This is a genomic window from Pantoea sp. X-Soil-OKNW-556, from assembly GCF_059730695.1.
This window is the reverse complement of the sequence record NZ_AP035990.1, coordinates 3,462,116-3,485,066: the sequence shown is the minus strand read 5'-3', so window position 1 is coordinate 3,485,066 and position 22,951 is coordinate 3,462,116. Positions and strand designations below refer to the sequence as shown.

At 52.1% G+C, this 22,951-nt stretch carries 21 protein-coding genes, 7 tRNA genes, 1 rRNA gene and 1 other annotated feature; of the genes, 22 read left to right on the top strand and 7 right to left on the bottom strand.

Annotated features, from left to right (window positions below; all coding sequences use genetic code 11):
• Window positions 1–204: 204 nt before the first annotated feature.
• The 9 genes from AC6I8T_RS16315 (at window position 205) to luxS (ending at window position 4,300) form a co-directional block, all read left to right on the top strand.
• Window positions 205–297 (top strand) — tRNA-Ser (locus tag AC6I8T_RS16315).
• 9 nt (window positions 298–306) lie between these two features.
• Window positions 307–383, top strand: a tRNA-Arg gene (locus AC6I8T_RS16310).
• A gap of 87 nt (window positions 384–470) precedes the next feature.
• Window positions 471–547: transfer RNA gene (locus AC6I8T_RS16305), tRNA-Arg, on the top strand.
• Window positions 548–605: 58 nt separating this feature from the next.
• Window positions 606–682, top strand: a tRNA-Arg gene (locus tag AC6I8T_RS16300).
• Between the two features lie 53 nt (window positions 683–735).
• Window positions 736–812: transfer RNA gene (locus AC6I8T_RS16295), tRNA-Arg, on the top strand.
• Window positions 813–1,007: 195 nt separating this feature from the next.
• Window positions 1,008–1,574: a fructose-1-phosphate/6-phosphogluconate phosphatase gene (yqaB, locus tag AC6I8T_RS16290; RefSeq protein ID WP_208723744.1), complete on the top strand. Its 567-nt coding sequence runs from the start codon at window positions 1,008–1,010 to the stop codon at window positions 1,572–1,574.
• Complete coding sequence (locus AC6I8T_RS16285) at window positions 1,571–1,999, top strand: YqaA family protein (RefSeq protein ID WP_013510210.1); 429 nt, start codon at window positions 1,571–1,573, stop codon at window positions 1,997–1,999. Before yqaB ends, AC6I8T_RS16285 begins: the two co-directional genes overlap by 4 nt.
• A gap of 31 nt (window positions 2,000–2,030) precedes the next feature.
• A complete protein-coding gene (gene gshA / locus AC6I8T_RS16280; protein WP_497834143.1) occupies window positions 2,031–3,635 on the top strand; it encodes a glutamate--cysteine ligase in 1,605 nt (534 codons plus the stop codon).
• Window positions 3,636–3,784: 149 nt separating this feature from the next.
• Window positions 3,785–4,300: an S-ribosylhomocysteine lyase gene (luxS, locus tag AC6I8T_RS16275; RefSeq protein WP_036626543.1), complete on the top strand. Its 516-nt coding sequence runs from the start codon at window positions 3,785–3,787 to the stop codon at window positions 4,298–4,300.
• Between the two features lie 51 nt (window positions 4,301–4,351).
• Here the strand turns inward: luxS and AC6I8T_RS16270 are convergent, their stop codons facing one another.
• Both AC6I8T_RS16270 and AC6I8T_RS16265 read right to left on the bottom strand, forming a co-directional pair.
• A complete protein-coding gene (locus tag AC6I8T_RS16270; protein ID WP_208723746.1) occupies window positions 4,352–5,638 on the bottom strand; it encodes an HlyC/CorC family transporter in 1,287 nt (428 codons plus the stop codon).
• A gap of 13 nt (window positions 5,639–5,651) precedes the next feature.
• Complete coding sequence (locus AC6I8T_RS16265; protein WP_013510206.1) at window positions 5,652–6,452, bottom strand: cytochrome C assembly family protein; 801 nt, start codon at window positions 6,450–6,452, stop codon at window positions 5,652–5,654.
• A gap of 166 nt (window positions 6,453–6,618) precedes the next feature.
• Here AC6I8T_RS16265 and ffh point away from each other — a divergent pair, with 166 nt between their 5' ends.
• The 5 genes from ffh (at window position 6,619) to rplS (ending at window position 10,128) form a co-directional block, all read left to right on the top strand.
• The gene (ffh, locus tag AC6I8T_RS16260; RefSeq protein ID WP_036626542.1) at window positions 6,619–7,980 is read left to right on the top strand and encodes a signal recognition particle protein; all 1,362 of its coding nucleotides are present in this window, start codon (window positions 6,619–6,621) and stop codon (window positions 7,978–7,980) included.
• Window positions 7,981–8,122: 142 nt separating this feature from the next.
• Window positions 8,123–8,371: a 30S ribosomal protein S16 gene (gene rpsP, locus AC6I8T_RS16255; RefSeq protein ID WP_013510204.1), complete on the top strand. Its 249-nt coding sequence runs from the start codon at window positions 8,123–8,125 to the stop codon at window positions 8,369–8,371.
• Between the two features lie 18 nt (window positions 8,372–8,389).
• The gene (gene rimM / locus AC6I8T_RS16250) at window positions 8,390–8,938 is read left to right on the top strand and encodes a ribosome maturation factor RimM (RefSeq protein WP_021184498.1); all 549 of its coding nucleotides are present in this window, start codon (window positions 8,390–8,392) and stop codon (window positions 8,936–8,938) included.
• Window positions 8,939–8,973: 35 nt separating this feature from the next.
• The gene (trmD, locus tag AC6I8T_RS16245; RefSeq protein WP_021184497.1) at window positions 8,974–9,738 is read left to right on the top strand and encodes a tRNA (guanosine(37)-N1)-methyltransferase TrmD; all 765 of its coding nucleotides are present in this window, start codon (window positions 8,974–8,976) and stop codon (window positions 9,736–9,738) included.
• A gap of 42 nt (window positions 9,739–9,780) precedes the next feature.
• Complete coding sequence (gene rplS / locus AC6I8T_RS16240; protein WP_013510201.1) at window positions 9,781–10,128, top strand: 50S ribosomal protein L19; 348 nt, start codon at window positions 9,781–9,783, stop codon at window positions 10,126–10,128.
• A gap of 67 nt (window positions 10,129–10,195) precedes the next feature.
• Here the strand turns inward: rplS and AC6I8T_RS16235 are convergent, their stop codons facing one another.
• The gene (locus tag AC6I8T_RS16235) at window positions 10,196–10,717 is read right to left on the bottom strand and encodes a GNAT family N-acetyltransferase (RefSeq protein ID WP_497834142.1); all 522 of its coding nucleotides are present in this window, start codon (window positions 10,715–10,717) and stop codon (window positions 10,196–10,198) included.
• A 300-nt stretch (window positions 10,718–11,017) separates the two neighbouring features.
• Between AC6I8T_RS16235 and AC6I8T_RS16230 the strand changes: the two genes are divergently transcribed.
• Both AC6I8T_RS16230 and tyrA read left to right on the top strand, forming a co-directional pair.
• Window positions 11,018–12,097: a 3-deoxy-7-phosphoheptulonate synthase gene (locus tag AC6I8T_RS16230; protein WP_497834141.1), complete on the top strand. Its 1,080-nt coding sequence runs from the start codon at window positions 11,018–11,020 to the stop codon at window positions 12,095–12,097.
• A gap of 6 nt (window positions 12,098–12,103) precedes the next feature.
• Window positions 12,104–13,225: a bifunctional chorismate mutase/prephenate dehydrogenase gene (tyrA, locus tag AC6I8T_RS16225; protein ID WP_021184456.1), complete on the top strand. Its 1,122-nt coding sequence runs from the start codon at window positions 12,104–12,106 to the stop codon at window positions 13,223–13,225.
• 33 nt (window positions 13,226–13,258) lie between these two features.
• On the opposite strand, the gene pheA is transcribed toward tyrA, so the two are convergent.
• The 4 genes from pheA to bamD form a co-directional block, all read right to left on the bottom strand.
• Complete coding sequence (gene pheA / locus AC6I8T_RS16220; protein WP_021184455.1) at window positions 13,259–14,422, bottom strand: bifunctional chorismate mutase/prephenate dehydratase; 1,164 nt, start codon at window positions 14,420–14,422, stop codon at window positions 13,259–13,261.
• A 22-nt stretch (window positions 14,423–14,444) separates the two neighbouring features.
• Window positions 14,445–14,569, bottom strand: a sequence feature (Phe leader region).
• Entirely contained in the window at window positions 14,521–14,568 is a 48-nt protein-coding gene (pheL, locus tag AC6I8T_RS16215; RefSeq protein ID WP_100703679.1) for a pheA operon leader peptide PheL, read from the bottom strand. Its footprint overlaps the feature before it by 48 nt.
• Before the next feature lie 98 nt (window positions 14,570–14,667).
• Window positions 14,668–14,994: a ribosome-associated translation inhibitor RaiA gene (gene raiA / locus AC6I8T_RS16210; protein ID WP_013510195.1), complete on the bottom strand. Its 327-nt coding sequence runs from the start codon at window positions 14,992–14,994 to the stop codon at window positions 14,668–14,670.
• Window positions 14,995–15,262: 268 nt separating this feature from the next.
• Window positions 15,263–15,994 (bottom strand): outer membrane protein assembly factor BamD, encoded by a 732-nt coding sequence (bamD, locus tag AC6I8T_RS16205; protein WP_021184453.1) that lies wholly within the window; start codon window positions 15,992–15,994, stop codon window positions 15,263–15,265.
• A gap of 130 nt (window positions 15,995–16,124) precedes the next feature.
• On the opposite strand from bamD, the gene rluD reads away from it, so the two are divergent.
• The 6 genes from rluD (at window position 16,125) to AC6I8T_RS16175 (ending at window position 22,888) form a co-directional block, all read left to right on the top strand.
• Window positions 16,125–17,105, top strand: coding sequence for a 23S rRNA pseudouridine(1911/1915/1917) synthase RluD (rluD, locus tag AC6I8T_RS16200; protein ID WP_021184452.1), 981 nt, complete (start codon window positions 16,125–16,127; stop codon window positions 17,103–17,105).
• Window positions 17,102–17,830, top strand: a complete 729-nt coding sequence (gene yfiH / locus AC6I8T_RS16195) for a purine nucleoside phosphorylase YfiH (RefSeq protein ID WP_208723749.1) — start codon at window positions 17,102–17,104, stop codon at window positions 17,828–17,830. The genes rluD and yfiH overlap by 4 nt, the downstream gene beginning before the upstream one ends.
• Before the next feature lie 125 nt (window positions 17,831–17,955).
• The gene (gene clpB, locus AC6I8T_RS16190) at window positions 17,956–20,529 is read left to right on the top strand and encodes an ATP-dependent chaperone ClpB (protein ID WP_021184450.1); all 2,574 of its coding nucleotides are present in this window, start codon (window positions 17,956–17,958) and stop codon (window positions 20,527–20,529) included.
• 446 nt (window positions 20,530–20,975) lie between these two features.
• Window positions 20,976–22,517 (top strand): 16S ribosomal RNA (locus AC6I8T_RS16185).
• Window positions 22,518–22,591: 74 nt separating this feature from the next.
• Window positions 22,592–22,668: transfer RNA gene (locus tag AC6I8T_RS16180), tRNA-Ile, on the top strand.
• A gap of 144 nt (window positions 22,669–22,812) precedes the next feature.
• A tRNA-Ala gene (locus AC6I8T_RS16175) sits at window positions 22,813–22,888 on the top strand.
• Window positions 22,889–22,951: the final 63 nt, after the last annotated feature.

Here is a 22,951-nt window from a genome sequence, read left to right as displayed (position 1 = left end):
TCATTTTGTTATCTGTATCGACCTTTTACTGTTGATTAATCACTCTTTTTGTCGGCAAATTGCGCGGATTGTTTGTCATTTGTGCAAACAAACTTGTAGTGGGAAAAATTGTTTGACTTATAAGTGCGGGAAAGTAATATGTGCGCCACGCAGTGCCGATGAGCGGAAACAAAGTTCAGCAGCACAGTTCGTAAGAACGCGTAAGGTGAGGTGGCCGAGAGGCTGAAGGCGCTCCCCTGCTAAGGGAGTATGCGGTCAAAAGCTGCATCCGGGGTTCGAATCCCCGCCTCACCGCCATTTTTCGATGCATCCATAGCTCAGCTGGATAGAGTACTCGGCTACGAACCGAGCGGTCGGAGGTTCGAATCCTCCTGGATGCACCATCGAAAAAGATGTCGTAAAGAGTGAACGAGCAGTTCCTTTCGTGGTGAGTTGTTAGCACCCTGCGTTGTACAAGAATTTTCAGAAATGCATCCATAGCTCAGCTGGATAGAGTACTCGGCTACGAACCGAGCGGTCGGAGGTTCGAATCCTCCTGGATGCACCATTCTTCGTATCATTCCCAGGTTGATTTCAGTAAGTCCATCGCAAGAAAATCTCTCAATGCATCCATAGCTCAGCTGGATAGAGTACTCGGCTACGAACCGAGCGGTCGGAGGTTCGAATCCTCCTGGATGCACCATTCTTTGTCTCATCATCAACTTCAGTCAGTCCGTCGCAAGAAAAACTCTCAATGCATCCATAGCTCAGCTGGATAGAGTACTCGGCTACGAACCGAGCGGTCGGAGGTTCGAATCCTCCTGGATGCACCATTCTCTCGTCTTTACTCGCCGTTCAAATAAAAACACTGAATTAACCGTCATTTATGCGCGGTACCGTTTTCTCACCTTTTTCTTAAATCCAAAATTGCTAATGCTTTCAAAGCATTTGCTGTTAAGCACACCTGGCGACAACCTGAGCGCATTACGTTAAAGTAAGGGCACCTTTGCAGGATGTCCGGAGTGACAATGTACGACCAATATGACGCCTTGATTTTCGATATGGACGGCACGATTCTCGATTCCGAGCCGACACATCGAAAAGCCTGGCATCAGGTTCTCAGCCGCTATGGTTTCACCATTGATGACGAAAAAATGGTGAGCTTAAACGGTGCGCCTACCTGGCAGCTGGCGCAATTTATCATCGAGCAAAACAACGCTACGCATGATCCACATCAGCTGGCGGCGGAAAAGACCGTGGCCTTCAAAGCGATGTTGCTGGATAGCGTTCGTCCGTTGCCGTTGATGGAAGTGGTCAAGGCTTATCATGGCCGTCGTCCGATGGCGGTGGGGACCGGCAGTGAACATAGCCTGGCGGAAGCGTTGCTGAAGCAGTTAGGGGTTTATCATCTTTTTACCGCAGTCGTCGGCGCCGATGATGTCCTGCGCCATAAACCGCAACCTGATACCTTTTTGCGCTGCGCCGAGCTGATGGGCGTTGCTCCCGCACGATGTGTGGTATTTGAAGATGCTGATTTTGGCGTGCAGGCCGCTAAAGCGGCAGGTATGGATGTGGTTGATGTCCGTTTACTGTGAATGACTTTCTGACTTATGGCTCGTTATTTGGCAGTAGCTTTCTGAGTGCCACTCTCCTTCCGGGAAGCTCAGAAGCGATGCTGGTTGCCCTACTGATCGCCCAAAAAGGGTCGGTCTATGGGTTGCTATTGGCTGCATCAGTGGGAAACACGCTGGGCGGCTTGACGAACATTTTTCTTGGTCGCCTGATGCCACCAAAAGGGCAGGGGAGATGGCATAACACAGCAATGACGTGGTTACACCGATTCGGACCTGCAGCCCTGTTGTTTAGCTGGCTACCCGTGGTGGGCGATCTGCTCTGCGTCTTCGCAGGCTGGTTGCGCGTTGGCTGGCTTCCGGCGTTGTTGTTTCTCGCCATCGGTAAAACACTGCGTTACATCGTTATCGCGACGGTCACTTTGCAAGGTTTGCAATGGTGGCATTGATTCGCACAGATTCGAGGCTACGGTTAACATTATGCTGAACAAAAATAAATTATTCGCACAGCGGGAGGTTAATGTGATCCCGGACGTATCAAAAGCGCTTTCCTGGCTGGAAGCGCATCCCGACGCGTTAAAGGGTATCGGCCGTGGCATTGAACGCGAAACGTTGCGTGTCGAGCCGGATGGTCACCTGGCAACCACCGGGCACCCTGAGTCCCTTGGGTCAGCGCTGAAGCATGATTGGATTACCACCGATTTCGCTGAAACGCTGCTCGAGTTCATCACGCCTGTTGATCAGAACATTGATCACATGCTCAGTTTCCTGCGCGATATTCACCGCCATGTGGCGCGTGAGCTGGGTCAGGAGCGCATGTGGCCGTTTAGCATGCCCTGTATCATCGACGATGCGTATAAAATCGAGCTGGCGCAATATGGCAGCTCCAATATCGGCAAAATGAAGACGTTGTATCGTCAGGGTTTGAAAAACCGTTATGGCGCGCTGATGCAGACCATTTCAGGCATCCATTACAATTTCTCACTGCCGCTGTCATTCTGGCGTGAGTGGGCGGATGTTAAAGACGCGGAAAGCGGTAAGGAGACCATCTCCGCCGGGTATCTGCGCCTTATTCGTAACTACTACCGTTTCGGCTGGGTGATCCCGTATTTGTTTGGCGCATCACCAGCCATTTGCTCCAGCTTCCTGCAAGGTCGGGAAAGCAATCTGCCGTTTGAAACGAACGATAAAGGTACGTTGTGGCTGCCGTATGCCACCTCATTGCGTTTGAGCGATCTTGGCTATACCAACAAATCGCAAAGTGGACTGGGTATCACCTTTAACTCGTTGGAAGGCTATGTGGCGGCATTAAAAGCGGCGATCAAAACACCTTCTGAAGAATACGCTGCCATTGGCACCAAAGATGCCGATGGTAACTGGTTGCAGCTGAACACGAATGTGCTGCAAATTGAGAACGAGTTGTATGCGCCGATTCGTCCGAAACGCGTGACACGTAGCGGTGAAGCACCTTCAGACGCGCTACAACGCGGCGGCATTGAATATATTGAAGTTCGCTCGCTGGACATCAATCCGTTCTCCGCGATTGGTGTCGATGCCAATCAGGTGCGTTTCCTCGACTTGTTCCTGATTTGGTGTACGCTGGCGGATGCGCCGGAAATGAGCGCGGATGAGTTGCTCTGTAGCCGCAAAAACTGGAATCGTGTGGTGCTGGAAGGTCGTAAGCCGGGCCAGATGATTGCTGTGGGATGCAGCGCGACGCAGCATACCCTGGTTGAAGTGGGCAAGGCGTTGTTTGCGGATCTGCGTCGGGTGGCAGAAGTGCTCGACAGCAACGAGGGCAGCACGCAATATCAACAGGTTTGCGATCAACTGGTGGCATCGTTTGATGATCCTGAGCTAACCTATTCGGCGCGTATCCTTCATGCGATGAAGGAAAATGGTTTGACCGGAACCGGTGTGGCATTGGCTGAACAGTATCGTCATCTGCTGTGTGAGGAGCCGCTTGAGGTTCTGAGCGAGGATGATTTTACGCGCCAGGCACAGGCTTCCGTGCTCGCGCAGGAGACGCTGGAACAGAGTGATACGCTGGATTTCGCCAGCTATCTCGCCAGCCGGGAAGGGTAAAAAAGAAAAGGCCACATCACTGTGGCCGAATAAACATCTCTGTTGTCAGGGATGATGATAACAAATGCGCGTCTTTCATATATTCAGACGTTGGGCGAACAGAAAAGTTTCATCGTTTTAAAAAAATTCTCAAAACAGGAGGTGACAATATGCCACTGCTGGATAGTTTTACTGTAGATCACACCATCATGGCGGCGCCCGCAGTGCGTGTTGCGAAAACCATGAAAACTCCTCATGGCGATACCATCACCGTTTTTGACCTGCGCTTCTGCCGACCAAACAAAGAGATTCTGACCGAGCGCGGTATTCATACGCTGGAGCATCTTTTCGCCGGATTTATGCGTAACCACCTGAATGGTGAAGGCGTGGAAATCGTCGATATTTCACCGATGGGTTGCCGCACGGGTTTTTACATGAGCCTGATTGGCGCGCCGGACGAGCAGCGTGTGGCAAAAGCGTGGAAAGGGGCGATGGAAGACGTTCTGAAAGTTAAAGAGCAGAACCAGATCCCGGAATTGAACGAGTATCAATGTGGTAGCTACAAGCTGCACTCACTGGACGAAGCGCAGCAGATTGCGCGCAACGTGCTGGCACATGAGATTGGCGTTAACTATAACGACGAGCTGAAACTGCCGGAAGAAAAATTGCACGAACTGCACATCTAGTTGCTACTGATGCAGAAAGAAAAATGCCGCGTTAATCGCGGCATTTTTATGTCAGGAACCAATTGATGATTTGAGCGGCGTGTGCGGTGTAATGCGCACCTGCTTCACCATGTTGTCCTGCACATCGAGAATATCGATATCATACTTGCCGACCTGAACCTGAGTATTCACCTGCGGAATCTCTTCCAGCACTTCCAGCAGCATACCGTTGATGGTGCGGGCTTCCTCTTCCGGCAGTGACCAGTTGAACGCTTTGTTAATTTCGCGCACGTTAGCACCCCCCTCAATCAGCACCGAACCGTCATTCTGCGGCATCACTTCTTCTGCCAGCGTGGGAGACATTGAGGTGGTGAAATCACCGACGATTTCTTCAAGGATATCTTCGATGGTTACCAGACCTTTGATATCGCCGTATTCATCAACGACCAGTCCGACCTTCTTCTTATTGCGCTGGAATTTCACCAGTTGAACGTTCAGCGGTGTCCCTTCAGGCACATAGTAGATTTCGTCGGCAGCACGCAGTAGCGTCTCTTTGTTAAACTCTTTTTTCTCGGTCATCGTGCGCCAGGCTTCGCGCACACGCAGCATGCCAACACAGTCGTCCAGTGAGTCGCGAAACAAAACAATACGGCCATGCGGCGAATGGCTGAGCTGACGCACCACCGATTTCCAGTCGTCGTTAACGTTGATGCCGACAATCTCGTTGCGCGGCACCATGATGTCTTCTACGCCAACCTTTTCCAGATCCAGCACGGACAGCAGCATATCCTGATTGCGACGCGACATAAGGCTACGCGATTCATACACAATGGTACGTAGTTCTTCTTTACTCAACGCTGAGCTAATTGAACCATCGGTTTTAATGCCGACCATCCGCATCAGAACTCGCGTAATGGTATTCAACAGCCAGACCAGCGGTAGCATGACGTATTGCAGGGGGGCGAGGAGAAAACTGCTGGGATAAGCGACCTTCTCCGGGTAGAGCGCAGCAATCGTTTTAGGCAGAACCTCGGCGAAAACCAACACCACAAAAGTCAGGATACCGGTGGCAATCGCTACTCCGGCGTCGCCGTATAAACGCATACCCACGATGGTGCCTAACGCTGATGCCAGGATGTTGACCAGGTTGTTGCCGATCAACACCAGGCTGATCAAACGATCAGGGCGACGCAGCAGCTTCTCGACGCGGCGCGCGCTGCGCTGACCGTTTTTCGCCTGATGGCGCAGTTTGTAGCGATTGAGCGTCATCATGCCGGTCTCAGAACCGGAGAAATAGGCCGAGACCAGCACCATGATGACCAGCGTGATGATCAGCGTGGTGGTTGAAACATGTTCCAACGCAAAAATTCCTTTAGTGAGAAGATTGGGTGAGCAGGTGTTGCAGTACGCGGCTGCCAAAGTAGGCCATTGTCAGCAAAATTGCACCGCTGCAATTGAACCAGACGACACGGCGACCGCGCCAGCCCTCGTGGTAGTGTCCCCAGAGCAAAACGATATAAACAAACCAGGCAATGATCGACAGCACCGCTTTATCCACATTCTCGGCGCTGAACAGATTGTGCATATAGAACAGGCCGGTCACCAGCACCAGCGTCAGCAGCACGACGCCAATCTGGGTGATGTGAAACATTTTGCGCTCAATGCTGAGCAGCGGCGGCATATCCTGAGTGAAGGCCAGCTTTTTATTTTTCAGCTGATAATCGATCCACGCCAGTTGCAGCGCATACAGCGCGGCAATAATCAGGGTCGCGTAGGCAAATAGCGACAGACCGATGTGGATCATCATGCCTGGCGTGGTTTCCAGATGGGTAATAAAAGCGTTAGGCACGAAAGTGGCAAACGCCAGATTGATCAATGCAAAGCTATAGACAACCGGCAGCAGCAGCCAACCGCGATTGCGCGAGGCGACGATAGTCATAATGGCGCAAATCAGCAGGCTGACCAGCGAGCCAATATTTAACAGGCTGAGATTTTGCCCGTTATCGACGGCAAAAATGCGTTGTTGTAACGCCACGGCGTGGGCTATTAACGCCACACAGGCGGAAAGCACAGCAAAACGCCGCCAGCCACCATTGCGTTTCAGCAGGCTGGGGATGATCAAAGCAAGGCTGAGAGAGTAGGCGAACAACGCCACGATCGCGAAAACGAACATAGATCCTTTCAGGTGTCAGTCAGATAAGGAAAAAAGCAGTATAACGTCAGCCGCAGCAGGCTCCAAACGATCTGAAGGTCAATTGCAGAGATCGGCCTGGCTTCGTGTTATAATCCGCCGCATTGTGTCGCCCAGGCGGCCTCGCTATGTTTCTAAGTGAGAGAGCATGTTTGATAATTTAACCGATCGTTTGTCGCAAACCCTGCGCAATATCAGCGGCCGCGGAAGGCTGACCGAAGACAACATCAAGGACACGCTGCGTGAAGTACGTATGGCGTTGCTGGAGGCGGATGTCGCGCTGCCGGTAGTCCGTGAATTTATTAACCGCGTTAAAGAGCGCGCGGTCGGCCATGATGTGAACAAAAGCCTGACGCCAGGTCAGGAATTCATCAAAATTGTTCGCAATGAACTGGTCGAGGCGATGGGTGCAGAAAATAATGCACTCAACCTGGCCGCGCAGCCGCCGGCTGTGGTGCTGATGGCTGGCCTGCAAGGTGCGGGTAAAACTACCAGTGTCGCCAAGCTGGGTAAATTCCTGCGTGAGAAGCATAAGAAAAAAGTGCTGGTTGTCTCCGCTGACGTCTATCGACCTGCGGCGATCCGTCAGCTGGAAACATTGGCGCAGCAGGTTGGCGTGGATTTTTGTCCGTCGGACCTGAGCCAGAAGCCTGTTGATATCGTCAACAACGCGTTGAAAGAAGCGCGCCTGCAATTCTACGACGTCCTGTTAGTGGATACCGCCGGTCGTCTGCACGTTGACGAAGCGATGATGGACGAAATCAAGCAGGTTCATGCCGCGATCAATCCGGTAGAAACCCTGTTTGTTGTGGATGCGATGACCGGCCAGGATGCTGCCAACACCGCGAAAGCGTTCAACGAAGCGCTGCCGTTAACCGGTGTGATCCTGACCAAAGTCGATGGTGATGCGCGTGGTGGTGCGGCGCTGTCGATTCGCCACATTACCGGTAAGCCCATCAAATTCATGGGTGTTGGTGAAAAAACTGAAGCGCTGGAGCCGTTCTATCCGGATCGTATCGCCTCACGTATCCTCGGCATGGGCGATGTGCTGTCGCTGATTGAAGATATCGAAAGCAAGGTTGACCGCGATCAGGCGGAGAAGCTGGCGAAGAAACTGAAAACCGGCGATGGCTTTGACCTCAATGACTTCCTTGATCAGCTGAAGCAGATGCGCAACATGGGCGGCATGACAAGTTTGATGAGCAAGCTGCCGGGCATGGGACAGTTGCCGGATAACGTGAAATCGCAGATGGACGATAAGCTGCTGGTGCGTATGGAAGCGATCATCAACTCGATGACGCGCAAAGAGCGCGAGAAGCCGGAAATCATCAAAGGTTCCCGCAAACGCCGTATCGCTCTGGGTTCAGGCATGCAGGTGCAGGATGTTAACCGACTGCTGAAGCAGTTCGATGATATGCAGCGCATGATGAAGAAAATGAAGAAGGGCGGCATGGCGAAAATGATGCGCAGTATGAAGGGCATGATGCCGCCAGGATTCCCCGGTCGCTAAGGTGACCGGCTAAATGCCGGAAAAGTGAGATGCTCAGGTTGCTTTTTGCGCCAAAATGAGTAAAATTTTCGGGCTTTTTATATTGCACCCGGGCCCCGTTCCTCGATGGGGCCCGGTTGTTTTATTAACTAATGAGGATGTTATGGTAACCATTCGTTTGGCACGTCACGGCGCTAAAAAGCGTCCGTTCTATCAGGTCGTCGTTACTGACAGCCGCAATGCTCGTAACGGTCGCTTCATCGAGCGCGTAGGTTTCTTCAACCCGATCGCTGCTGGTCAGGCTGAAGGTCTGCGTCTGGATCTGGACCGTATTGAGCACTGGGTTGGCCAGGGCGCAACGCTTTCTGATCGCGTTAACGCGCTGATCAAAGAAGCAAAAAAAGCAGCTTAATCTGTCACGGTGGTGAGCATGAGCAGAAAACCTGCCGCACAGCCTCCCGCTAACCCGGTTGTACTGGGGAAGATGGGTGCCGCTTACGGCATTCGGGGCTGGCTCAAAGTGTTTTCTTCCACCGAAGAAGCCGAAAGTATCTTCGACTATCAGCCCTGGTTTATTCAGCACGCCGGTCAATGGCAGCTGGTCGAACTGGAAGGCTGGAAGCACCACAATCAGGACCTGATCATCAAAGTCAAAGGCGTTGACGATCGGGATGCCGCGGCTCAATTAACCAATTGCGAAATTACGGTTGATTCCGCGCAGCTGCCACCGCTGGAAGAGGGTGATTACTACTGGAAAGACCTGATGGGTTGCAAAGTAGTAAACCTCGAAGGCTACGAAATGGGCAAAGTCATTGATTTGATGGAGACCGGCTCGAACGACGTTCTCGTCGTTAAGGCAAACCTGAAAGATGCATTCGGTGCACAGGAACGGTTAATACCGTTTCTTGATGAACAGGTTATCAAGAAAGTCGATCTCGCTACTGGCACTATTGAAGTAGATTGGGATCCTGGTTTTTGATCTCCGGACAAACCGGTAACGCAACGGCGAACGCGATGTGGATTGGTGTTATTAGCCTGTTTCCAGAGATGTTTCGCGCTATTACCGATTACGGGGTAACTGGCCGGGCAGTAAAAAATGGCCTGCTCAACATTGAGAGCTGGAGTCCTCGTGACTTCGCGCACGACCGGCACCGTACCGTAGACGATCGTCCTTACGGCGGCGGACCGGGGATGTTGATGATGGTGCAACCCTTGCGGGACGCCATCCACGCAGCGAAAGCAGCGGCGGGGGAAGGTGCTAAGGTGATTTATCTTTCACCTCAGGGACGCAAACTCGACCAACAGGGCGTTTGCGAACTGGCGACACATCAGAAGTTGATTCTGGTCTGTGGTCGCTATGAAGGAATAGATGAGCGCGTTATTCAAACCGAAATTGATGAAGAATGGTCAATCGGTGATTACGTACTCAGTGGCGGTGAGCTGCCAGCCATGACGTTAATTGACTCGGTCGCCCGGTTTATTCCTGGCGTGCTGGGAAAACAGGCGTCAGCCGATGAGGATTCGTTCTCGGATGGTTTGCTGGATTGCCCGCACTATACCCGACCTGAAGTGTTAGAAGGAATGGATGTACCGGCAGTTTTACTGTCGGGGAACCATGCCGATATTCGCCGTTGGCGCCTGAAACAGTCGCTAGGCCGTACCTGGCTGAGAAGACCTGAACTTCTGGAAAACCTGGCTCTGACTGAAGAGCAAGCAAGGTTGCTTACTGAGTTCAAGCGTGAACATCAGCAGCAACAAAACGATGAGGCGGAAGAGTAATCTTCCCTGACTATCAGTTTACCCAGGATAAGAGATTTAATTATGAGCAACATTATCAAGCAACTTGAACAAGAGCAGATGAAACAGGACGTACCTTCCTTCCGTCCGGGTGATACCGTGGAAGTGAAAGTATGGGTCGTTGAAGGTTCTAAGAAACGTCTGCAGGCATTCGAGGGCGTGGTTATCGCTATTCGTAACCGCGGTCTGCACTCTGCATTCACTGTTCGCAAGATTTCTAACGGCGAAGGCGTTGAGCGTGTCTTCCAGACTCACTCTCCGGTAATTGACAGCATCGCTGTTAAACGTCGTGGTGCTGTGCGTCAAGCCAAACTGTACTACCTGCGTGAGCGTACTGGTAAGTCTGCTCGTATCAAAGAGCGTCTTAACTAAGAGCTCGCGTAAGCGACATCTCAAAGTTAATAGCAAACAAGGGGTTGGCATCTGCCAGCCCCTTTTTTTATCCGCGTTTTAAATGATAAATGGCGGTATTCACCGGGCCACTTTCCAGCACGATTAAACCGTAGCGGTAATCGACAAAGCTGAAGCCACTGCGCTCAGCCACTGCGCGGCTGGCGCGGTTATCGGCAGCCGCCAGAATCTCCAGCAACTTCACCTCGGGTGACTGAAAGCCTAACGCAATCAGTTGGGCGACTGCGCGTGTTGCTACTCCCTGACGCTGAGCTGTCGATCGGACCCAATAACCTAATGCGCAAAATTCTCCAGGATGTTGAGCAAAACGAATACCGGCACCGCCCAGCAACTGATCGTTTTCATCGACAATCGCGAACTCTTCGGCTTCTCCTTTGACGCGCTGGATATGAGTAAAGTTGATCCAACTGCTAGCCTCATCGCTGCAATAATTATCGTGTGCCCACGCCATCCAGGGCGTCAGACTGGTGAGGGATTCATTCACTGCCTGGGCAAAAGAGGCGGCGTCCTGCAAATGAAAAGGTCGAAGACCAACATGGCGAATACTCATAAAACTGATCCTGAAAAGCTACGTATAACAAAATGTTAGCGCAGGTCTGCGCAATAATCTTATGTTGTTTTGAATGTTGGTGTAATCAATTATTTACACTTATCTATTTGGCTTGTGGAGTGTTTTTTTAATTTAACATCATGTTTTTAAAATAATAAATTTATATTTATCATGGTGAGGAAATGATGTGGTAATAAAAGTGTACATCTGTGGATTGCATCATTTACGGCTTATGGTAAAGTGAGCGCCATCCTCAGTGAGGATCCCAACACGCATAAACGAGTAAAAAGGATCGCTATCATGCAAAAAGACGCGCTGAACAATGTGCATATCGCCGATGAACAAATTTTAATTACCCCCGGAGAACTGAAGGCGAAATTCCCGCTGAGTGCTGCTCAGGAAGCGCAAATTGCCGCTTCACGTCAGACTATCTCCGATATCATCGCTGGCCGCGATCCGCGCCTGCTGGTGGTATGTGGTCCTTGTTCAATCCACGATACCGAAGCTGCACTTGAATACGCGGGTCTGTTGAAAAACCTTTCTGAACAGTTGAAGGATCAGCTGTACATCGTTATGCGTGTCTATTTTGAGAAACCCCGTACTACCGTCGGCTGGAAAGGGTTGATCAACGATCCCTATATGAACAACTCGTTTGATATGGAAGCCGGGCTGCACATTGCGCGTCAGCTGCTGGTGAACCTCGTGGAGATGGGACTGCCGCTGGCGACGGAAGCGCTCGATCCGAATAGCCCACAATACCTTGGTGATCTGTTCAGCTGGTCAGCGATTGGTGCGCGTACCACCGAATCTCAGACCCATCGCGAGATGGCTTCAGGTCTTTCCATGCCGGTTGGCTTTAAAAACGGTACTGATGGTAGCCTGGGCACTGCAATTAACGCCATGCGCGCTGCTGCGATGCCGCACCGTTTTGTCGGTATCAACCAGGCCGGTCAGGTTTGCCTGTTGCAGACCCAGGGCAATCCGGATGGTCATGTGATCCTGCGTGGTGGTAAAGCACCCAATTACGGCCCGGAAGATGTTGCGCAGTGTGAAAAAGAGATGCTCAAAGCGCGACTGCGTCCGGCCTTAATGATAGATTGCAGCCATGGCAATTCTAACAAAGACTATCGCCGTCAGCCCGGAGTAGCCGAATCGGCTATTGCCCAGATTAAAGATGGAAACCGCTCCATTATTGGCCTGATGCTGGAAAGCCATATTCATGAAGGCAACCAGTCATCTGAGCAGCCGCGTAGTGAGATGAAATACGGTGTGTCCGTCACCGATGCCTGCATCAACTGGGATACTACCGAAACCTTACTGCGCGAAATCCATCAGGATCTGCAGGGAGTGCTGTCGGCGCGTCTGTCACACGAGGTGTAATGAGTCATGGTGGCTGAACTGACCGCGCTACGCGATCAAATCGATGAAGTAGATAAAGCCCTGCTTGGGTTGCTGGCGAAGCGACTCGAGCTGGTTGCTGAAGTAGGTGAAGTAAAAAGCCGTTATGGCTTACCGATTTATGTGCCAGAACGCGAAGCCAGTATGCTGGCTTCACGTCGTCAGGAAGCCGAGGCGCTCGGTGTACCACCGGATCTGATTGAGGATGTGCTGCGCCGTCTGATGCGGGAATCCTACACCAGTGAAAACGACAAAGGCTTTAAAACTCTGTGTCCGACGCTGCGTCCGGTGGTGATTGTCGGTGGCCGTGGTCAGATGGGGCGTCTGTTTGAGAAGATGCTGACCTTGTCTGGTTATCAGGTTCGCTTGCTCGATAAAGAGGATTGGGACCAGGCTGACGCGTTATTGAAAGATGCCGGTATGGTGATTATCAGTGTACCGATCCATCTGACAGAACAGATTATCGCGCAACTGCCAACGTTGCCGGAAGACTGCATTCTGGTCGATCTGGCATCGGTGAAGAATCGACCATTGCAAGCGATGCTGGCGGCTCATAATGGCCCGGTGTTGGGGCTGCATCCGATGTTTGGTCCGGACAGTGGTAGCCTGGCAAAACAGGTTGTGGTGTGGTGCGACGGGCGTCAGCCAGAGGCGTATCAGTGGTTCCTTGAACAGATTCAGGTGTGGGGTGCACGGCTCCACCGCATCAGTGCTGTTGAACATGACCAAAACATGGCCTTTATCCAGGCGCTGCGTCACTTCGCGACCTTTGCGTATGGTCTGCATCTGGCGGAAGAGAACGTCAATCTGGATCAGCTGCTGGCATTGTCCTCACCGATTTATCGGTTGGAGTTGGCGATGGTTGGGCGGTTGTTTGCTCAGGATCCACAGCTTTACGCAGATATCATTATGTCTTCAGAAAGCAATATCGCGCTGATTAAGCGTTACTATCAGCGCTTTGGTGAGGCGATTACCTTACTGGAGCATGGTGATAAACAAGCGTTTATTGAGAGCTTCCAGCGTGTGGAACACTGGTTTGGTGACTACGCGAAACGCTTCCTGGTTGAGAGCCGCAGCATGTTGCGTTCAGCCAACGACAGCCGACAATAAAAGAAAAGGGCATCCGCAAGGATGCCCTTTTGCTTAGATGCGCGGCTCTACCGGCACCACATTCTCACCCGGGTAACAGCCGAGCACTTTCAACGAACGCGTCAGACCGCGTAACTCTTCCAGCGCGCGCTGCATGCTGTCAGATTGCAGATTGCCTTGCACATCGATGTAAAACATCTCTTCCCACGGGTTGCCGTTAATCGGGCGCGATTCCAGCTTGCTCATGATCAGGTTGTGCTGACGCAGAACCAGCAGCGCTTCAACCAGCGCGCCCGCCTGTTGGCCCGTTGCCATAATCAACGTTGTCTTTGCCGGAACCTGGTCGGAGACATCAATCGGCTTACGTGCCAGCACAATAAAACGTGTATGGTTCTGCTGCTGATTAGCCAGATCACGTTCCAGCACCTGTAATTGATACAACTCGCCACCGGCTTCGCTGCCGAGTGCGGCGACTTTTGGTGAATTCATCGCAGCCACTTTTTCCATCGCGGCGGCAGTGCTTTCGGTGTACTCAATTTTCCATTGCGGGAAACGGTTGATGAATTGGCTACACTGTTGGAACGGTTGGGGATGGCTGTAGACGGTTTCAATCTGCTGTAAATCGGTGTTGCCACTGACTAACACGCAATGTTCGATAGGAATGGTCAGCTCACCCACAATCGACAGCGAGGTTTGTTGCAGCAGGTCATAAACGTCATTGATGGAACCAGAAGAGGTGTTCTCAATAGGCATCACCGCATAGTCAGCCTGGCCGCTTTCCACTTGCTGAATGATATCCTGAAACTTAAGACAACCACTTTCCACCATCGAATCGAAGTGACGGGCGGCGTATTTGCGTGCCGCAAGGTGTGAATAGGAGCCTTTCGGACCGAGAAACGCAATACGCGGGGCATGAGCATGCGGATGGTTGAGATTCTTTTGCAGCAACGCCTGCTGGGTCAGCACAGAATCCTCAATCACCAGTTGGAAAAGACGTGTGATGTAGTGTGCATCAAGCTGGTGTTTCTTCCCAAGAGTAATCAGGTTTTCCAGCAGGGCACGTTCACGTTCGACATCGCGGATCGGGCGATGGGTTGCCAGTTTGGCTTGCGCCACTTCAACTGCCAGGCTGCGGCGCTCAGCCAGTAACGTCAGTAGCTTCTCATCAACAGCGCTGATTTTGTCGCGTAATGCCAGCAGTGGATTATCGGGGTTCATAAGGCTCACCTGTAAGCTGTCCAATAAAAAAGCCTCCCGGTTGGGAGGCTTTGTTGTTCGTCTTCGCATTCATTTTCACATGACGAATCGCCTCCCAATCAGGGGAAGGTAAAAAAGAATGCGAAGAAGAACGGCAGATGTTTCATGGTAGTTTCCATAAATAAAGTGACCCGAGATTAACCGCACTGATTTAAGGCTGTCAATAAAAAACGCGCCCGTAGGCGCGTTGCTGAGAGAATCGGGGTTTATCCCGCCGGAGTAAAATCTTTAACACTCGTGGTGGCGCGACGCGCTTCAGGTTTGTGTTGCGCTTTATTGAGCTGTCGCTCCAGCTTGGCAATCAGGTCGTTGATTGCGGTGTACATATCATCATGTTTCGCGCTGGCGACCAGCGTGCCGTTTGGTGTGTTAATCGTGGCGTCGGCCACAAATTCTTTCGGCTCTTTCGATAACACAATGTGCGGATTTATCAGGTGAGTTTGCCATTTTTCCAGCTTGGCGAGACGGTCTTCGACATGGTTGCGGATAGCCGCAGTGATTTCCATTTGTTTACTGGTAATGTTCAGAATCATCATTCAAACCTCTCTGTCATTTCCGTCTGGGTAGGTCCAGCATACCGCGGAAACACGGAAAATGTGTGATCAATATCACGTAAAAATGTCACTTTTTGTCAATGCCAACAAATTGTGAGAAAGGCCGGGAAAGTGGCGGAAAAAGCTTGAAGCGCGGGGATGAACGGGGCAAGATTGACGAGTTAACCGGGGCGATAAATCCGATTTTTGTCTGATTTTTCACCAAAAAAAAGCAGCCAATGAAGGCTGCTTTTTTGTTGGCTGCGAATCAGGCGTTATTGGCGGCGATAATTTTCGCCACTTTATCGGCCTCAGCAGTCAGTTGGAGCTGGCGATAGGCATTTTCCATCAGCGGCAGCGCCTCATGAGTGGCTTGCGCGTCCGGATAATCTCTCATCATCCCTTCTACACGGTTAACAACAGCGACATAAGCACCGCGCTTGGTATAGAATTGCGCCACTGAAAGTTCATACTTCGCCAGGCGCTCTTTCAGGAACACCAGGCGTTTCTGTGCATCTGCGGCATATTGGCTGTTCGGGTAACCGCGCAGCAGCTGGGAGAAGTCGCGGAATGCATCACGGGCATGGGTCGGATCGCGATCGGAACGATCAATACCGAAGAAGCCCTGTAGTGCGGAATCATCCAGCGCCATATCCGTCAGACCTTTCATGTAAATGACGTAGTCGATGTTCGGATGAGTCGGGTTGAGACGCATAAAGCGTGCGATAGCGGCTTGCGCCAGCGGCAGATCGGCATTTTTATAATACGCGTAGATCAAATCCAGCTGTACCTGCTGAGAATACGGGCCAAACGGATAGCGGTTATCCAACGCTTCCAGTTGCTTAATCGCCGCTTTAAAGTTACCGTCCTGCAGTTTTTGCTGAGCTGTGGCGTAAATCTCAGACGGCGGGCTGTCCGGTACTGTGTCCTTAGAACCGGAGCAACCCACCAGTGCCAGGCTCAGTGTGGCAGCAGCCACCAGATGTTTCATACGCGTCATGACGAAATGATTATCCTCAAAGTGTTATGGCGGAAGCTGTCCGTGTAGCTCCCGGTAATGACCAAGTACGATAGCACATTATATTAAACGGCATCGCCGTGAAAACCCAACGTTAACGAAGAAGCTGTATATGGCACAACAAGTTCAACTCACCGCAACGGTGTCCGAAGCACAACTTGGACAACGCTTAGATCAGACTTTGGCGGAATTGTTCCCTGATTATTCACGTTCTCGCATAAAAGAATGGATCCTCGAGCGTCGCGTCAGCGTCAATGGCACCGTGGTCGACAAACCGAAAGAAAAGGTTCTGGGCGGCGAGCAGGTGTCGATCAGCGCTGAAATCGAAGAAGAACAACGCTGGGAAGCGCAAAATATCCCGTTGAATATCGTCTATGAAGACGACGATATCATCGTCATTAATAAACCCCGCGACTTGGTGGTGCACCCTGGTGCAGGCAATCCGGATGGGACGGTGCTGAATGCGCTGCTTTACCATTATCCGCCGATCGCTGATGTACCGCGTGCGGGTATTGTCCATCGTCTGGATAAAGACACCACCGGGTTGATGGTGGTGGCAAAAACCGTTCCGGCACAAACCCATCTGGTTGAAACCCTGCAACTGCGCGAAATTACCCGTGAGTACGAAGCGGTAGCGATTGGCACCATGACGGCGGGTGGTACGGTGAATGAGCCGATGGCGCGTCACTCGACCAAACGTACCCATATGGCGGTGCATCCGATGGGCAAACCAGCGACCACGCATTATCGCATCATGGAACATTTCCGTGCGCACACCCGTTTGCGTCTGCGGCTGGAAACGGGGCGTACCCACCAGATTCGTGTGCATATGGCCCATATCAACCATCCGCTGGTAGGCGATCCGCTATATGGTGGTCGTCCTCGTCCTCCGAAAGGTGCTTCCGACGAGTTTATCGCGACGTTACGTGGCTTCGATCGCCAGGCGTTGCACGCGACTATGCTGCGTCTCTACCATCCGATCACAGGTATTGAGATGGAGTGGCACGCGCCGCTGCCGCAGGATATGGTTGATTTGATCGACGCCCTGAAAGCCGACACCGATATGTTCCGCGATCAGCTGGACTGGTTATGAGTGACCTGATCATCCCGGACTGGCCTGCACCGGCTCGGGTTCGGGCATGTTCCACAACGCGTCACGGCGGAGTGAGCCTGGCGCCCTGGAACTCACTGAATCTCGGCGGTCATGTCGGCGACAGTGAAGATCATGTGATGCTTAATCGTCAGCGTCTGGTTGAGCGGGCACAATTGCCCGCTATGCCACAATGGCTCAATCAGGTGCACGGTCAGGATGTGGTGCGTCTGCCCCATGATAACTTGATTCCTGATGCGGATGCGGCGATCACCCGTGAAGCAGGTGTGGTTTGTGCTGTGATGACGGCGGATTGTTTGCCAGTGTTATTTTGCGCCCGTGATGGCAGTGAGGTCGCCGCAGCCCATGCGGGGTGGCGTGGCTTGTGTAATGGTGTGCTGGAACAGACACTGGCGCAATTTCACTGTCCCCCCAATGAGATTTATGCGTGGCTGGGGCCGGCCATTGGCCCACAGGCTTTTGAAGTGGGTGCCGAAGTTCGAGCGGCATTTATGGCGCATGATATTCGTGCCGATGCGGCATTTCGGCCGGTCGGGGAAAAATATTTTGCCGACATCTGGCTGTTGGCGCGTCAGCGTCTACAGGCGGCAGGTGTGCACTCCATCAGTGGATCATCGCGCTGTACCTGGCATGAAAACGACGATTTTTTCTCCTTCCGACGCGATCGTATCACCGGGCGTATGGCAACTTTGATTTGGCTGAGATAACCTTACGCCACAAGACGATCCAGTAGCGTATTTTTTGCTCACAACTCAGGTCATTAACCTTGAAAAATTTGAGGGATGACCTCATTTAATCTCCAGTAGCATTTTGACCTGTAACGGGAGGAATCATGCGTCTGGATCGTCTTACCAACAAATTCCAGTTGGCCCTGGCCGATGCACAGTCCCTTGCTCTGGGACACGATAATCAATTCATTGAACCCCTTCATGTGATGAGCGCATTGCTCAATCAGGAAGGCGGATCGGTGCGTCCGTTGCTCAGTGCCGCGGGTGCCGATGTGGCTGGCCTACGTACCGGCATTGATCAGGCTATTAATCGATTACCACAAGTTGAAGGCACGGATGGCGATGTACAGCCGTCCGCCGATTTGGTGCGTGTGCTCAACCTGTGCGACAAACTGGCGCAAAAGCGCAACGATAACTTTATTTCATCTGAATTATTTGTTCTGGCGGCCCTGGATTCACGCGGTTCGTTGGCGGATTTACTTAAATCTGCCGGCGCAACCTCAGAAAAACTCGCTAAGGCCATCGAGCAATTGCGAGGGGGAGAGAACGTGAACGACCAGGGGGCTGAAGATCAGCGTCAGGCATTAAAAAAATACACCATCGATCTGACCGAGCGTGCCGAAATGGGCAAACTCGATCCGGTGATCGGTCGTGACGAAGAAATACGTCGTACCATTCAGGTGTTGCAACGCCGTACCAAAAATAACCCGGTACTGATTGGTGAGCCAGGGGTGGGTAAAACCGCGATCGTTGAGGGGCTGGCACAGCGCATCATCAATGGTGAAGTACCGGAAGGGCTGAAAGGTCGTCGGGTACTGGCACTCGACATGGGTGCGCTGGTGGCTGGCGCGAAATATCGTGGTGAATTTGAAGAGCGCCTGAAAGGGGTGTTGAACGACCTGGCGAAGCAGGAAGGCAACGTCATCCTGTTTATTGATGAGCTGCATACCATGGTGGGTGCCGGTAAAGCCGATGGCGCCATGGATGCCGGTAATATGCTGAAACCTGCGCTGGCGCGCGGTGAGCTTCATTGTGTCGGTGCCACGACGCTGGATGAATATCGTCAATACATTGAAAAAGACGCTGCGCTGGAGCGTCGTTTCCAGAAAGTCTTTGTTGCTGAGCCGAGTGTTGAAGACACCATCGCTATTTTGCGTGGCCTGAAAGAGCGTTATGAACTGCATCACCATGTGCAGATTACTGACCCGGCGATTGTGGCAGCGGCAACGCTTTCGCATCGTTATATTGCAGACCGTCAATTGCCGGATAAAGCCATCGACTTGATCGATGAGGCCGCGTCCAGCATTCGTCTGCAAATTGATTCGAAACCCGAACCGCTGGATCGACTCGACCGCCGTATTATCCAGCTTAAACTGGAGCAGCAGGCTCTGAAGAAAGAGTCTGATGATGCCAGTGTTAAACGTCTGGAGATGCTGGAAACAGAACTCGACCAGAAAGAGCGTGAATACGCCGAGCTGGAAGAAGAGTGGAAAGCAGAAAAAGCGTCTCTGACCGGGACGCAGAATATCAAGGCTGAACTGGAGCAGGCGCGATTGTCGCTGGAGCAGGCGCGTCGTGTGGGTGATTTGGGGCAGATGTCTGAATTGCAGTACGGCAAAATCCCGGCGCTGGAGAAACAACTGGCAGCGGCAACCCAGTCAGAAGGCAAAACCATGAAACTGTTACGTAACCGCGTAACGGATGTGGAAATTGCCGATGTGCTGGCGCGCTGGACCGGTATTCCGGTGGCCCGCATGATGGAAGGGGAGCGCGATAAATTGCTGCGGATGGAGCAGGAGCTGCATGCGCGTGTTATCGGACAGGATGAAGCGGTTGAAGCGGTGTCGAATGCCATTCGACGCAGTCGTGCAGGGTTGTCCGATCCGAATCGTCCGATTGGTTCCTTCCTGTTCCTGGGGCCGACCGGGGTGGGTAAAACTGAGCTGTGCAAAGCGCTGGCAAACTTCCTGTTCGACAGCGACGACGCCATGGTGCGTATCGACATGTCCGAATTTATGGAAAAACATTCGGTATCGCGTTTGGTGGGGGCTCCTCCGGGATATGTCGGCTATGAAGAGGGCGGTTATCTGACTGAAGCGGTTCGTCGTCGTCCCTATTCAGTGATTTTGCTGGATGAGGTAGAGAAAGCGCATCCGGATGTGTTCAACATTTTGCTGCAGGTGCTGGATGATGGCCGCTTAACCGATGGGCAGGGTCGCACGGTCGATTTCCGTAACACGGTAGTAATCATGACTTCGAACCTGGGATCGGATTTGATTCAGGAACGGTTTGGTGCGCTGGATTATCCTGAAATGAAGGATCTGGTGATGTCGGTTGTTGGTCATCATTTCCGTCCGGAGTTTATTAACCGTATTGATGAAGTGGTGGTCTTCCATCCGTTGGGTGAAAAACACATTGCATCTATCGCGCAGATTCAGTTGCAGCGGTTGTATAAACGTCTGGAGGAGCGTGGCTATCAGCTACATATTTCGGACGAAGCAATTCGCTTGTTGGGAGAAAATGGTTACGATCCGGTTTACGGTGCACGACCGCTGAAACGTGCTATCCAACAGCAGATTGAAAACCCACTGGCACAACAGATTCTTTCTGGTGCGCTGGTCCCGGGTAAAACCATCGAGATGGATGTGAAAGATGATGCGATTGTCGCGCATCAATAGATAAAATGACGATAACGGGCCTGCGGGCCCGTTTTTTATGCCTTTCGCACAGGATTTTGCTGCATTTTGCAACGCCTTGCCTGGAAAGTGAGCGGTCGCGCAAAAAGTTTAAATTAGCGCTTGTCAGTCAGAATTATCTCCCTATAATGCGCCTCCACTGACACGGCAAAGCGGCAACGCAGACGGTCAGCGAGGGACGAAGTGATTCATCCCGCCAGAGAAAAATCTCGAAAAAGAGATTGACTCTGAAGGAGGAAAGCGTAATATACGCCACCTCGCGACAGACGGTTAACCCGCTGCTCGCACTGCTCTTTAACAATTTATCAGACAATCTGTGTGGGCACTCGCAGGATTGATATCAAAAGTCTACGGACTTAAAAAATATCAAGTCTCAAGAGTGAACACGTAATTCATTACGAAGTTTAATTCTTTGAGCATCAAACTTTAAATTGAAGAGTTTGATCATGGCTCAGATTGAACGCTGGCGGCAGGCCTAACACATGCAAGTCGAACGGTAGCACAGAGGAGCTTGCTCCTTGGGTGACGAGTGGCGGACGGGTGAGTAATGTCTGGGGATCTGCCCGATGGAGGGGGATAACTACTGGAAACGGTAGCTAATACCGCATAACGTCGCAAGACCAAAGTGGGGGACCTTCGGGCCTCACACCATCGGATGAACCCAGATGGGATTAGCTAGTAGGTGGGGTAACGGCTCACCTAGGCGACGATCCCTAGCTGGTCTGAGAGGATGACCAGCCACACTGGAACTGAGACACGGTCCAGACTCCTACGGGAGGCAGCAGTGGGGAATATTGCACAATGGGCGCAAGCCTGATGCAGCCATGCCGCGTGTATGAAGAAGGCCTTCGGGTTGTAAAGTACTTTCAGCGGGGAGGAAGGGGTGATGTTTAATACGCATCATCATTGACGTTACCCGCAGAAGAAGCACCGGCTAACTCCGTGCCAGCAGCCGCGGTAATACGGAGGGTGCAAGCGTTAATCGGAATTACTGGGCGTAAAGCGCACGCAGGCGGTCTGTCAAGTCGGATGTGAAATCCCCGGGCTTAACCTGGGAACTGCATTCGAAACTGGCAGGCTAGAGTCTTGTAGAGGGGGGTAGAATTCCAGGTGTAGCGGTGAAATGCGTAGAGATCTGGAGGAATACCGGTGGCGAAGGCGGCCCCCTGGACAAAGACTGACGCTCAGGTGCGAAAGCGTGGGGAGCAAACAGGATTAGATACCCTGGTAGTCCACGCTGTAAACGATGTCGACTTGGAGGTTGTGCCCTTGAGGCGTGGCTTCCGGAGCTAACGCGTTAAGTCGACCGCCTGGGGAGTACGGCCGCAAGGTTAAAACTCAAATGAATTGACGGGGGCCCGCACAAGCGGTGGAGCATGTGGTTTAATTCGATGCAACGCGAAGAACCTTACCTGGCCTTGACATCCACGGAATTTGGCAGAGATGCCTTAGTGCCTTCGGGAACCGTGAGACAGGTGCTGCATGGCTGTCGTCAGCTCGTGTTGTGAAATGTTGGGTTAAGTCCCGCAACGAGCGCAACCCTTATCCTTTGTTGCCAGCGATTCGGTCGGGAACTCAAAGGAGACTGCCGGTGATAAACCGGAGGAAGGTGGGGATGACGTCAAGTCATCATGGCCCTTACGGCCAGGGCTACACACGTGCTACAATGGCGCATACAAAGAGAAGCGACCTCGCGAGAGCAAGCGGACCTCATAAAGTGCGTCGTAGTCCGGATTGGAGTCTGCAACTCGACTCCATGAAGTCGGAATCGCTAGTAATCGTAGATCAGAATGCTACGGTGAATACGTTCCCGGGCCTTGTACACACCGCCCGTCACACCATGGGAGTGGGTTGCAAAAGAAGTAGGTAGCTTAACCTTCGGGAGGGCGCTTACCACTTTGTGATTCATGACTGGGGTGAAGTCGTAACAAGGTAACCGTAGGGGAACCTGCGGTTGGATCACCTCCTTACCTGAAGATACCTTCCTTCGAAGTGCTCACACAGATTGTCTGATGAAAAAGTAACGAGCAGAAAAAACCTCTACAGGCTTGTAGCTCAGGTGGTTAGAGCGCACCCCTGATAAGGGTGAGGTCGGTGGTTCAAGTCCACTCAGGCCTACCAAATTTCTCCTCATGCTGCGTTATGCGCGGTCGTTTATTCACGTAAACTTCCTTTCCGCATGCCTTGCCTGAGAAGAAATTACATTCTTCCTGTAAGAATGTTAACTCGGTTGAGTGGTAGTAGTGGTCTCTGCAGTAACTGTATGGGGCTATAGCTCAGCTGGGAGAGCGCCTGCCTTGCACGCAGGAGGTCAGCGGTTCGATCCCGCTTAGCTCCACCATTACAGTACTTCAATACTTCAGAGCGTACCGGAAACGGTGTGCTGCGAAGTATTTGCTCTTTA